Genomic DNA, 12109 nt, shown 5'->3' on the forward strand with positions numbered 1-12109 from the left:
CGGCTTCCCGGGGACATCGGTACACAACGCACCGGGAGGGCGCACGCCGCCAGGGTAGCCGGGAGGCGGGGCCCGCGGTCAGGGCGTCCACGGGACGGACGAGGATGGGACGAGGTGACGGGGGTGTCCCGGGGTGTCACGGTGTGCGGGTCTCGGCGCCGGAGCGCCGAGAGTGCCGGGAGCATCGAGAGTGCCGGGAGCACCGAGGGCGCCCAGGTACCCAAAGCGTCGTAGGCGCGGTAAGCGCCGTAAGCGCCGACGGTGCCTCGCCGTGCGGTCGCCGTGGCCGAGGAGTGCCACAGTTGCGCACCGACCATTGGCGAGAGGTCGGCAGGGACCGGTAGTGTTCGGCATTGCCGAACAGTGGAAGTGACGTCGCGCGTCGACGGTAGGACGGGACGGAGGCGGGACGGCGATGGCACGGAACATCCAGTCGCTCGAACGGGCGGCAGCGATGCTGCGGCTCCTCGCGGGCGGCGAGCGACGGCTCGGCCTGTCGGACATCGCCTCGTCGCTGGGCCTGGCCAAGGGCACCGCCCACGGCATCCTGCGCACCCTCCAGCAGGAGGGCTTCGTCGAGCAGGACACCGCCTCCGGGCGCTACCAGCTCGGGGCGGAGCTGCTGCGCCTGGGCACCACCTACCTGGACGTGCACGAACTGCGGGCCCGCGCCCTGGTGTGGGCGGACGACCTGGCCCGCTCCAGCGGCGAGAGCGTCCACCTGGGCGTGCTGCACCAGCAGGGCGTGCTGATCGTGCACCACGTCTTCCGGCCCGACGACAGCCGGCAGGTGCTGGAGATCGGCGCCATGCAGCCGCTGCACTCCACCGCGCTGGGCAAGGTGCTCTCCGCCTACGACCCGGTCGCGCACAGCGAGGCGCTGGAGACCGAGCGCCGGGCGTTCACCGACCGGACGATCTGCGAGCCGGACGCCTTCGAGCACGTACTGGACCTCACGCGCGCGCGTGGCTACGCGGCGGACATCGAGGAGACCTGGGAGGGCGTCGCCTCGATCGCCGCCCCCATCCACGACCGGCGGCGCATGCCGGTCGGCTCGGTCGGCATCACGGGGGCCGTGGAGCGGGTCTGTCAGGAGGGCGAACTGCGCCCGGAGCTGATCGCGGCGGTGCGGGACTGCGCCCGCGCGGTCTCCCGGGACCTGGGCGCCGGACGCTTCTGACGCCTGCCGCGGCAGGCGGCACCGGGGCGCCGGGGGCGGCACTCCGGCCGTTCGCCTACTCCGGAGATCTGGCTAAATCTGCCAAACTGCCCATACGACGACACACCCGACCGGAAGGTCGGCGACACGAATCGATCAATAACGATCGTGTTTTCGATAACAGGACTCTTGACGGGTGTGCGATGTCGGGATGAGACTCCGTCCATCGGTCGGCATTGTCGAACACCTACCGGCAATAAGCGCTAGAGTGGACGACGCCAAGGGCCGGCAACGCTCTCATTCCCATGAGGGCGCCAGAACACCCGGACGAATCCGGGGGTTCGGCTTCCCTGGACGAAGGACAAAGGAGTCGCGGGTGTCCAGCTCCGACATCTTCATCGGCGAGACCATCGGTACCGCCATACTCATCCTGCTCGGCGGCGGTGTCTGCGCCGCCGTCACGCTCAAGGCCTCCAAGGCGCGCAACGCCGGATGGGTGGCCATCTCCCTCGGGTGGGGCTTCGCCGTCATGGTCGGCGCCTACATCTCCACGCCGCTCTCCGGCGCCCACCTGAACCCGGCGCTCACGCTGGCCCTGGCGATCAAGGACGGCAACTGGGGCGACGTCCCGGTCTACTGGGCCGGCCAGCTCCTCGGCGCCATGATCGGCGCGACCCTGGTCTGGATCGCCTACTACGGCCAGTTCCACGCCCACCTCACCGACAAGGAGATCGTCGGCGGCCCGGGCGCGCAGGACACCACCGCCAAGTCGGTGGAAGCCCAGGAGAAGGGCGCCGGCCCGGTCCTCGGCATCTTCTCCACCGGCCCGGAGATCCGCAACGCAGCGCAGAACCTGGCCACCGAGATCATCGGCACCTTCGTCCTGGTCCTCGCCATCATGACCCAGGGGCTGAACCAGGACGGTGACGGCCTCGGCGCGCTCGGCGTCCTGATCACCTCGTTCGTGGTGGTCGGCATCGGTCTGTCGCTGGGCGGCCCGACCGGTTACGCGATCAACCCGGCCCGCGACCTCGGCCCCCGCATCGTGCACGCCCTCCTGCCGCTGCCCAACAAAGGCGGCTCCGACTGGAGCTACGCCTGGGTCCCGGTGGCCGGACCGCTGATCGGCGCCGCGATCGCCGCGGGCGTCTACAACGTCGCCTTCGCGTGAACCACGCCGGACCCCACCGCCACCACCACGGACCCCAGGAGCACACAGTGACCGACACCCACACCGCCGGCCCCTTCATCGCCGCGATCGACCAGGGCACCACCTCCTCGCGCTGCATCGTCTTCGACCGCGACGGACGCATCGTCTCCGTCGACCAGAAGGAGCACGAGCAGATCTTCCCCAAGCCGGGCTGGGTCGAGCACGACGCCACCGAGATCTGGACCAACGTCCAGCAGGTCGTCGCCTCGGCCGTCGAGAAGGCCGGCATTACCCGCGACGACATCAAGGCCATCGGCATCACCAACCAGCGCGAGACCACGCTGATCTGGGACAAGAACACCGGTGAGCCCGTCCACAACGCCATCGTCTGGCAGGACACCCGCACCGACGCCCTCTGCCGGGAGCTGGGCCGCAACGTCGGCCAGGACCGCTTCCGCCGCGAGACCGGCCTGCCGCTGGCCTCCTACTTCGCCGGCCCCAAGGCCCGCTGGCTGCTGGACAACGTCGACGGCCTGCGCGAGCGCGCCGAGGCCGGCGACCTGCTCTTCGGCACCATGGACAGCTGGGTCATCTGGAACCTGACCGGCGGCGTGGACGGCGGCCGGCACGTCACCGACGTCACCAACGCCTCCCGCACCCTGCTGATGAGCCTGCGCACCCTGCAGTGGGACGAGAAGATCTGCGAGTCCATCGGCGTGCCGACGCAGATGCTCCCCGAGATCCGCTCCTCCGCCGAGGTGTACGGCGAGATCAAGGGCGGCGCGCTGGGCGAGCTGCTCGGCGGCATCCCGGTCGCCTCCGCGCTCGGCGACCAGCAGGCGGCCCTGTTCGGCCAGACCTGCTTCGACGAGGGCGAGACCAAGTCGACGTACGGCACCGGCACCTTCATGCTGATGAACACCGGTGACAAGGTCATCAACTCCTACAGCGGCCTGGTGACCACCGTCGGCTACCAGATCGGCGACCAGAAGCCGGTCTACGCCCTGGAGGGCTCGATCGCCGTCACCGGTTCGCTGGTGCAGTGGATGCGCGACCAGATGGGCCTGATCTCCACCGCCGCCGAGATCGAGACCCTGGCGATGCAGGTCGAGGACAACGGCGGCGCCTACTTCGTACCGGCCTTCTCCGGCCTGTTCGCCCCGTACTGGCGCTCCGACGCCCGCGGCGTGATCGCCGGCCTGACCCGGTACGTCACCAAGGCGCACCTCGCGCGCGCCGTGCTGGAGGCCACCGCCTGGCAGACGCGGGAGATCGCGGACGCCATGACGAAGGACTCCGGCGTGGAGCTGACCACCCTCAAGGTCGACGGTGGCATGACCTCCAACAACCTGCTGATGCAGACCCTCGCCGACTTCCTGGACGCGCCGGTGGTGCGCCCGATGGTCGCCGAGACCACCTGCCTCGGCGCCGCCTACGCCGCCGGCCTGGCCGTCGGCTTCTGGAACAGCACCGACGACCTGCGCGCCAACTGGCGCCGGGCCGCCGAGTGGACCCCCCGCATGGACGCGGACACCCGCGACCGCGAGTACAAGAGCTGGCTCAAGGCCGTCGAGCGGACCATGGGCTGGCTTGAGGACGAGGAGTAAGAACCACCATGACCACCCAGTCCACCCTGCAGTCCGTACCTGCCCTGGGCACGCACCCGGCCTCCGGCTCGAACCCGAGCCGGGCCGAGACCCGGGAGCAGCTCTCCCAGGCGTCGTACGACCTTCTCGTCATCGGCGGCGGCATCCTCGGCATCTCCACCGCCTGGCACGCCGCGCAGTCCGGCCTCAGGGTGGCTCTGGTCGACGCCGGTGACTTCGCCGGCGCCACCTCCTCCGCCTCCTCCAAGCTGCTCCACGGCGGTCTGCGCTACCTGCAGACCGGCGCGGTGAAGCTGGTGGCGGAGAACCACTTCGAGCGCCGTGCGGTCTCCCGCCAGGTCGCCCCGCACCTGGCCAACCCGCTCACCTTCTACCTCCCCGTGTACAAGGGCGGGCCGCACGGCGCGGCCAAGCTCGGGGCCGGTGTCTTCGCGTACTCGGCGCTCTCCGCGTTCGGCGACGGCGTCGGCCACCTGCTCTCCCCCGCCAAGGCCCAGCAGGACGTGCCCGAGCTGCGCACCGAGAACCTCAAGGCCGTGGCCGTCTACGGCGACGACCAGATGAACGACGCGCGGATGGCGCTGATGACGGTCCGCGCGGCCGTCGACGCCGGCGCCGTGGTCCTCAACCACGCCGAGGTCACCGGGCTTCGCTTCACCAAGGGCCGGGTCACCGGCGCCGAGCTGAAGGACCGGCTGACCGGCGAGGAGTTCGGCGTCGACGCCCGCCTGGTGCTCAACGCGACCGGCCCCTGGGTCGACCACCTGCGCAAGCTGGAGGACCCGAACGCGGCGCCGTCCATCCGGCTGTCCAAGGGCGCGCACCTGGTCCTGAAGCGCACCTCGCACTGGAAGGCCGCGCTGGCCACCCCGATCGACAAGTACCGCATCACCTTCGCCCTCCCCTGGGAGGACATGCTGCTGCTGGGCACCACCGACGAGGAGTACGAGGGCGACCCGGCGGACGTCGCCGTCAACGACAAGGACATAGCCCAGATCCTGGACGAGGCCGCGTTCTCCGTCCGGGACCAGCAGCTCGACCGCGACCTCATCACGTATGCCTTCGCGGGGCTGCGCGTCCTGCCGGGCGGGCCCGGGAGCACGGCGAAGGCCAAGCGCGAGACGGTCGTCACCGAGGGCCGGGGCGGCATGCTGTCGGTCGCGGGCGGCAAGTGGACCACCTTCCGCCACATCGGCCGCACCGTGATGCAGAAGCTCCAGGCGCTGCCGGGCCACCCGCTCGGCGACGACTTCGAGCCGGTCTCCTCCCTGCCGAAGAAGCTGCCGCTGCCCGGCGTCGCCAACCCCCGGGCCATCGCCCACCGGCTGCTGGTGGACCGTCCGGCCCCCGGCCCGCGGATGGCGGCCGACACCGCCAAGCACCTGGCGACGCACTACGGTTCGCTGGCCCTGGACATCGCCCGGCTCGCCAACGAGAACCCGGAGCTGGCCGAGCGGGTCCACCCCGACGCGCCGGAGATCTGGGCGCAGGTCGTCTGGGCCCGCGACCACGAGTGGGCCGAGACCCCGGACGACGTGCTGCGCCGCCGGACCACGCTGACCATCCGCGGCCTGGCCACGGACGAGGTGCGCGGCAAGGTGCAGGACCTGCTCGACAAGAAGTAGGACGTACGCGACGGCACCCTCGGCCACCCCATAATGGCCTGATACATCGGATGTCTCAGCGGCATCCCGTACGAGGCTGGGAGGCCGAGGGTGGCAGTCACCGACGAGGCGATCGAGAAGATCAAGGACATGATCGTCTCCGGCGCGCTGCGCCCCGGCGACCGGCTGCCCAAGGAGAGCCGGCTCGCCGACGAACTGGGCCTGTCCCGCAACTCGCTGCGCGAGGCCGTCCGCGCCCTGTCCCTGATCCGCATCCTGGACGTGCGGCAGGGCGACGGCACCTATGTCACCAGCCTGGACCCGCAACTCCTGCTGGAGGCGCTGAGCTTCGTCGTCGACTTCCACCGCGACGACACGGTGCTGGAGTTCCTCGCCGTACGCCGCATCCTGGAGCCGGCCGCGACCGCGCTGGCGGCGGCCTCGATCAGCGACGCGGAACTGGACGCGCTGGACGCCCAGTTGGACGCGCTCGGCGACGACCCCTCGGTGGAGCGGCTGGTCGCGAGCGATCTGGAGTTCCACCGGGGCATCGTGCGGGGCTCCGGCAACTCGGTGCTGTGCTCGCTGCTCGACGGACTGTCCGGGCCCACCACCCGGGCCCGGATCTGGCGCGGTCTGACCCAGGAGGACGCGGTCGGCCGCACCCTGCGCGAACACCGCGCGATCCTGGCCGCGCTGCGCGACCGGGACGCGGAGGCGGCCCGTTCCTGGGCGACCGTGCACATCGCGTCGGTGGAGCAGTGGCTGCGTTCCACCCTGTGATCCGTGCCGGGTGTTCGACCGCGGGGAACGGGGCAGTGATCCGTTCACTCCCCCGTGCAAGGGGGCTGCGGACGCCCCCGCCGCACGCCGTAAGGTTGGGTCGTTAAGCGAGGGCACGTCGGAAGGAGGCGCTGGGTGATCGAGCTCGAGGGGGTTCCCGAGCTGATCGACCCGGTCATGGTGGCCGCGTTCGAGGGCTGGAACGACGCCGGCGACGCCGCCTCCACCGCGGTCGCGCATCTGGACCGGGAATGGAAGGGCGAGGTCTTCGCGGCGCTGGACGCCGAGGACTACTACGACTTCCAGGTGAACCGGCCCACGGTGTTCATGGAGGCCGGGGTCCGCAAGATCACCTGGCCGACGACGCGGCTGTCCGTGGTCCGGGTCGGCGGTGACAAGCCGCGTGACCTGGTCCTGGTCCGCGGCATCGAACCGTCCATGCGCTGGCGCTCGTTCTGCAACGAGCTGCTGGGCTTCGCCCATGAGCTGGGCGTCGAACTGGTGGTCATCCTGGGCGCCCTGCTGGGCGACACCCCGCACACCCGTCCGGTCCCGATCAGCGGCACCACGTCCGACGCCGACCTGGCCCGCCGCATGGACCTGGAGGAGACCAAGTACGAGGGGCCCACGGGCATCGTCGGCATCCTCCAGGAGGCGTGCACGCACGCGGGCGTGCCGGCCGTGTCGCTGTGGGCGGCGGTGCCGCACTACGTGTCGCAGCCGCCCAACCCCAAGGCCACGCTGGCTCTGCTGAACCGGCTGGAGGACCTGATCGGCGTACGCATCCCGCTGGGCGAGCTGGCCGAGGACGCGCGGGCCTGGCAGGTGGGCGTGGACCAGCTGGCCGCCGAGGACAGCGAGGTCGCGGAGTACGTCCAGACGCTGGAGGAGGCCCGGGACACCGCGGAGCTGCCGGAGGCGTCGGGCGAGGCGATCGCCCGCGAGTTCGAGCGGTACCTGCGGCGCCGGGACGGCGGCGGACCGGGCGGCCACGCGACGGCGGACGGCGGCGAGGCACCGCCCGGCCCGCCGTTCCTGCGGGACGGGCGGGACGGCCCCGGCGGGCGTCCGCGGCCGCCGAAGCCGCCGAAGGCCGGCGGCGACGACGAGGATTCCTCGGAGGAGTGACAGAGGAGTGACAGAGGAGTGACGGGGCGCGGCGCTCCCCGGATCTCAGACCTGGTCCGCCCCCCCCGGAGCTCAGACCTGGTCCGCTCCCCCTGGATCTCAGACCTGGTCCACCGCCACCACGTCGTACTCGGTGTCGGGCCGCGGCGGGTCGACGTCGAAGCGCGCGTTGGGCAGGTAGAGGCGGTCGCCCCAGGCGGCGGCCGTCGTCGGGATGCGGAACCGCGGGTCGGTGACGCGGGCGACCACGGTGCCCCGGGTCCCGGCCGCGTCCAGCCGGAACACGTCGACGGCGTTCTGCCACTGCTGGACGGCGTAGAGGGTCCGGCCGAGCAACAGCAGGCCGTCCCCGTTCGGGAGCCGGGCGGGGCCGAGGGCGACGGCGCGGGCGACGCCGGTGCGCGGGTCGACCCGCATCAGGCCGCCGCCGTTGGCGAAGGCGTTGACCAGCAGCAGCGCGCTGCCGTCGGGGGTGCGCTCGATGCCGTTGGCGGTGAAGTCCGGACCCTGCTCCCAGTCCCCGCCGAGGGGGACGGTCCGCAGCGCGCCGGGCCGGCCGTGCCGGTCGAGGGCGACCCGGTGGAGCACCGGCGCGAAGGAGTCGGTGAACCAGGCGGCGTCCGGGGTCAGCACCACGTCGTTCACGAAGGTGGTGCCGGTCGCGTACACCTGTTCCGTCTCGCCGGTACGGGCGTCGACGACGCGTATCTCGCCGCTCTCCCCGCCGGCGACGAAGAGTCTGCCGCGCCGGTCGACGCGCAGCCCGACGCTGGGGTGGCCCGCGCCCAGTCCCCGGGCGACGACCGCGCCGCGTCCGGTGGCCAGGCTCGCCCGGTGGATGTCGCCGTTGGCGAGGGAGCCGAAGTAGGCGTACGGGGCGCGGCCGATGGTGATGCCCTCGGGGCGGAAGCCGTCGGGCAGCGGGAACCGCCGGGGCCAGGGGGCCGGGCCGGCCGCGTGGGCGGTGCCGGCCGGCAGGGCCGCGCCGGTGAGGGCGGCGGCGCCGGCGAGCAGGGTGCGACGTGCGAAGGAGCGTTCGGTGGGTGCCACGGTGCGTCCTTCCGCGAGAGGGCCGGCCGCCGTGCGGCCGGCCACGGGCAGAGGAGCACAGCCCAGCACACGACGGAGGGCTTCCGCAGCGGGTGACCGCCGAAGCCCTCCTGTCACTTCGCCGAGGGCGCTACAGGGCGACGCCCAGCAGCGCGTCCACCGCGCGGGAGACGACGCCGGGGGCGCCGGTGTCCGTGCCGCCCGACTCCTGCTGGAGGGCGGCCCAGCGGTCGACCGCGGCGAGCGCGGCCGGGGCGTCCAGGTCGTTCGCGAGGGCCTCGCGCATCTCCTCGACCAGCGCCTCGGCGGGCGGGCCGTCGGGCCGGGAGACGGCGGCCCGCCAGCGCTCCAGACGGTCCTGGGCGTCCCGCAGCACCTGGTCGGTCCACTCCCAGTCGGAGCGGTAGTGGTGGGCGAGCAGCGTGAGGCGGATGGCGGCCGGGTCGACGCCGTCGCGGCGCAGCTGGGAGACGAAGACCAGGTTGCCCTTGGACTTGGACATCTTCTCGCCGTCCAGGCCGACCATGCCGGCGTGGACGTACGCCTTGGCCATCGGGAACTCGCCGGTGAGCACCTGGGCGTGCGAGGCGCCCATCTCGTGGTGCGGGAAGGCGAGGTCGGAGCCGCCGCCCTGGACGTCGAAGCCCATGCCGAGGTGGTCCAGGGCGATGGCGACGCACTCGATGTGCCAGCCGGGCCGGCCGCGGCCGAGCGACCCGCCGTCCCAGCTGGGCTCGCCCTCGCGGGCCGCCATCCACAGCATCGGGTCGAGCGGGTTCTTCTTGCCCGGCCGGTCCGGGTCGCCGCCGCGCTCGGCGGAGAGCAGCCGCATCGCCTCGGCGTCCAGGCGGGAGACCTGGCCGAAATGGGGGTCGGACTCGACGGAGAAGTAGACGTCGCCTTCGAGCTCGTAGGCGGCGCCCGCGTCGCGGAGCCGCTCGACGAGCGGGACGATGCCCGGTATGGCCTCCACGGCGCCTATGTAGTGCTTCGGCGGGAGCATCCGCAGCGCCGTCATGTCCTCGCGGAACAGGGCGGTCTCCTGCTCGGCGAGGGCGGCCCAGTCGACGCCGTCCCGGACGGCCCGCTCCAGGAGGGGGTCGTCCACGTCGGTGACGTTCTGGACGTAGTGGACCTGGCGCTTGGTGTCGAGCCACACGCGCTGTACGAGGTCGAACGCGTTGTACGTCGCCGCGTGCCCCATGTGGGTCGCGTCGTACGGCGTGATGCCGCAGACGTAGATACGGGCGACGGGACCGGGGTCGAGGGAGACCGGGCCGCCGGTCGCGGTGTCGTGAATCCTCAGGTCGCGGCCCTGACCAGGCAGGGCGGGGACCTCGGAAGCGGGCCAGGCATGCATGACACGAGCGTAACCGGACGGATGTTCCGTACACGAACCGGACGGCGGCAGGATGACCGGTTAGGCGTTCTTGCCGATCTCCCCGGAATGTGCTGATCAGACCTGCGGCCAGGGGATGGCCGGCCACTCGCCGCCCGGCTCCGGATGGGTCCCGGAGGCCAGCAGCGCGTCGACACGCGCGCGCGTGGCCTCGGTCTCGGCCGGTGTGATCAGCTCGCCCAGTCGGGTGGCCAGGTTCCCGCCGTCCTTCAGTGCCTCCCGCAGGGACCCGAGCACCTCCAGGGCCTCCGCGGTGAGCGGTTCCCCCGCCCAGCCCCACAGCAGCGTGCGCAGCTTGTCCTCGGCGTGGAAGGTGACGCCGTGGTCGATGCCGTAGAGCCGGCCGTCGGCGGGCAGCAGGTGGCCGCCCTTGCGGTCGGCGTTGTTGATCACCGCGTCGAGTACCGCGAGGCGCCGCAGCCGCGCGTCGTCGGCGTGCACCAGGAGCGCGGTCCTCCCCTCCCCGACCTCGGCGAAGCCGATCGCCTTCCAGCCGGGCTCCGGCTCCTCGCCGTCGACCAGGGCGAACAGCTCGGCCTCGGGGGTGACCTCGATCCACTGCTGGACCATGCCCTCGCCGTACGGCCCGTCGCGCAGCACCGTCACCGGGACCAGGCCCCAGCCGGTCGCCTCGGAGACCTCGTACGCGGCGACCTCCCGCTGGGCGAGGGTCCCGTCGGGGAAGTCCCACAGCGGCCGTTCACCGGCCACCGGCTTGTACACGCAGGCGGCCTCGTGGCCCTGGTGGGAGACCGTGCAGTACAGCGCCGCGTTGGAGGCGTCGCGGATCCGGCCGCGGACGGTCAGCTCGCCCTGGGTGAGCAGGGCGGCGAGGGACCCGCCGGCGAGGGGTGCGTGCGGTGTCACGCCCCGCGGCGGTATCCGTTCTGGCGCGGACATACGTGTCCTTCCGGGTCGAGCGGGAGGCTGCACAGCGGGCACGGCGGCCGGCCCGCGTTGACGACGTCGAGGGCGCGCTTGGCGAAGGCCCGGGCCTGCGCGCCGGTGAGCCGGACCCGCAGCATCGGGGGGCCGTTCTCCTCGTCCTGGAGGAGCCGCTCCTCGGCCTCGGCGAGGTCCTCCTCGGAGTCGGCGTCCAGCTCCACCAGGGCCTGCGCCTCGACGATCATGCGCTGTTCGTCGCCGTCCCAGGCCAGCGCCATGGTGCCGACCCGGAACTCCTCCTCCACGGGGGCGTCCAGCGGGGCGGTGTCGGCGGGCTCGGTGGGAGCCATGGCGGGGACGGCGGCGCTGCCGCCGCTGCGGCGGACGACCTCGTCGAGCAGCTCGTCCATGCGTTCGGCGAGCGCGGCGACCTGTGTCTTCTCCAGGGCCACGCTGGTCACCCGGGGGCCGGCGGTGGCCTGGAGGAAGAACGTACGGCGCCCGGGCAGTCCGACCGTGCCGGCCACGAAGCGGTCCGGCTGGTCGTAGAGGAACACCTGACGGGACACGTCCTGTCTCCATGGGAAGTCGGGGGTGGCTACTGCTGGGACCGCTTCACCCTACTGCGGCCGACGATCACGGTGCGCCCGCACCGCCCCCGACGGTCGCGTCGTCGCCCGGCGGCTGCTCGGGGGGAGCCAGCGAGGTGAGGTCGCCGGTGTCGCCGAGGCGGACCAGGAAGGGCCGCAGCCGGGTGTAGCGGATCGCCGTGACGGAGCACGGGTCGACGTGGATGCGCTGGAAGAGGTCGAGGTGGAGGCCGAGCGCGTCCGCGACGAGCGACTTGATGATGTCGCCGTGGGAGCACATGAGGTAGACGGCCTCGGCACCGTGGTCGCGCTCCACGCGCGCGTTCCACTCGCGTACCGCCTCGGCGGCGCGGGTCTGCATGGCGCGCATGGACTCGCCGCCGGGGAAGGCCGCCGCGGAGGGGTGCGCCTGCACGACCTCCATCAGCGGTTCGTCCTTCAGCTCGGCGAGCTTGCGGCCGGACCAGTCGCCGTAGTGGCACTCCCCGATCCGCTCGTCGGTGTGGGCGCGCAGCTCGGGCCGGGCGTCCAGCAGCGGCCGGATCGTCTCCTGGCAGCGTTGCAGGGGGCTGGCGACGACCTCGGCTATCGGCAGTGCGGCGAGCCGCGCGGGCAGGGCGGCGGCCTGGGCGGCACCGCGTTCGTCGAGGGCGACGCCGGGCGTCCAGCCGGCGAGCAGCCCCTCGGTGTTGGCGGTGGAACGTCCGTGCCTGACCAGGATCAGCGTGGGCATGCGCCAAGGGTAGGCGTACAG

The 12109-nt window shown here is 72.4% G+C and carries 11 protein-coding genes; 6 read left to right on the forward strand and 5 right to left on the reverse strand.

The genetic code is table 11. The features are described 5' to 3' along the window. Nucleotides 1–415 precede the first annotated feature (415 nt). The 6 genes from ACIQR3_RS35825 (at nucleotide 416) to ACIQR3_RS35850 (ending at nucleotide 7431) form a co-directional block, all read left to right on the forward strand. Entirely contained in the window at nucleotides 416–1180 is a 765-nt protein-coding gene (locus ACIQR3_RS35825) for an IclR family transcriptional regulator (RefSeq protein WP_215173705.1), read from the forward strand. Nucleotides 1181–1535: 355 nt separating this feature from the next. Then, entirely contained in the window at nucleotides 1536–2330 is a 795-nt protein-coding gene (locus ACIQR3_RS35830; RefSeq protein ID WP_403545442.1) for an MIP/aquaporin family protein, read from the forward strand. Nucleotides 2331–2377: 47 nt separating this feature from the next. Further along, nucleotides 2378–3916 (forward strand): glycerol kinase GlpK, encoded by a 1539-nt coding sequence (glpK, locus tag ACIQR3_RS35835; protein WP_403545444.1) that lies wholly within the window; start codon nucleotides 2378–2380, stop codon nucleotides 3914–3916. Between the two features lie 8 nt (nucleotides 3917–3924). Beyond that, nucleotides 3925–5541, forward strand: coding sequence for an FAD-dependent oxidoreductase (locus tag ACIQR3_RS35840; RefSeq protein WP_403545446.1), 1617 nt, complete (start codon nucleotides 3925–3927; stop codon nucleotides 5539–5541). Nucleotides 5542–5631: 90 nt separating this feature from the next. Beyond that, the gene (locus tag ACIQR3_RS35845) at nucleotides 5632–6303 is read left to right on the forward strand and encodes a FadR/GntR family transcriptional regulator (protein ID WP_215173710.1); all 672 of its coding nucleotides are present in this window, start codon (nucleotides 5632–5634) and stop codon (nucleotides 6301–6303) included. 135 nt (nucleotides 6304–6438) lie between these two features. Beyond that, nucleotides 6439–7431: a PAC2 family protein gene (locus ACIQR3_RS35850; protein ID WP_403545447.1), complete on the forward strand. Its 993-nt coding sequence runs from the start codon at nucleotides 6439–6441 to the stop codon at nucleotides 7429–7431. Nucleotides 7432–7530: 99 nt separating this feature from the next. On the opposite strand, the gene ACIQR3_RS35855 is transcribed toward ACIQR3_RS35850, so the two are convergent. The 5 genes from ACIQR3_RS35855 to ACIQR3_RS35875 all read right to left on the reverse strand — a co-directional run bounded on the left by ACIQR3_RS35855 (nucleotide 7531) and on the right by ACIQR3_RS35875 (nucleotide 12088). After that, nucleotides 7531–8481 (reverse strand): SMP-30/gluconolactonase/LRE family protein, encoded by a 951-nt coding sequence (locus ACIQR3_RS35855; RefSeq protein WP_403545449.1) that lies wholly within the window; start codon nucleotides 8479–8481, stop codon nucleotides 7531–7533. Between the two features lie 130 nt (nucleotides 8482–8611). Then, on the reverse strand, nucleotides 8612–9841 hold the full coding sequence (mshC, locus tag ACIQR3_RS35860; RefSeq protein WP_403545451.1) for a cysteine--1-D-myo-inosityl 2-amino-2-deoxy-alpha-D-glucopyranoside ligase: 1230 nt from the start codon (nucleotides 9839–9841) through the stop codon (nucleotides 8612–8614). A gap of 96 nt (nucleotides 9842–9937) precedes the next feature. Further along, the gene (locus ACIQR3_RS35865) at nucleotides 9938–10780 is read right to left on the reverse strand and encodes an SCO1664 family protein (RefSeq protein WP_403545453.1); all 843 of its coding nucleotides are present in this window, start codon (nucleotides 10778–10780) and stop codon (nucleotides 9938–9940) included. Then, entirely contained in the window at nucleotides 10744–11334 is a 591-nt protein-coding gene (locus ACIQR3_RS35870; protein ID WP_215173717.1) for a DUF3090 domain-containing protein, read from the reverse strand. The genes ACIQR3_RS35865 and ACIQR3_RS35870 overlap by 37 nt, the downstream gene beginning before the upstream one ends. 67 nt (nucleotides 11335–11401) lie before the next feature. Then, entirely contained in the window at nucleotides 11402–12088 is a 687-nt protein-coding gene (locus tag ACIQR3_RS35875; RefSeq protein ID WP_403545455.1) for a histidine phosphatase family protein, read from the reverse strand. Nucleotides 12089–12109 lie beyond the last annotated feature (21 nt).

The organism is Streptomyces sp. NPDC090994, from assembly GCF_044768905.1.
Lineage (GTDB): Bacteria > Actinomycetota > Actinomycetes > Streptomycetales > Streptomycetaceae > Streptomyces.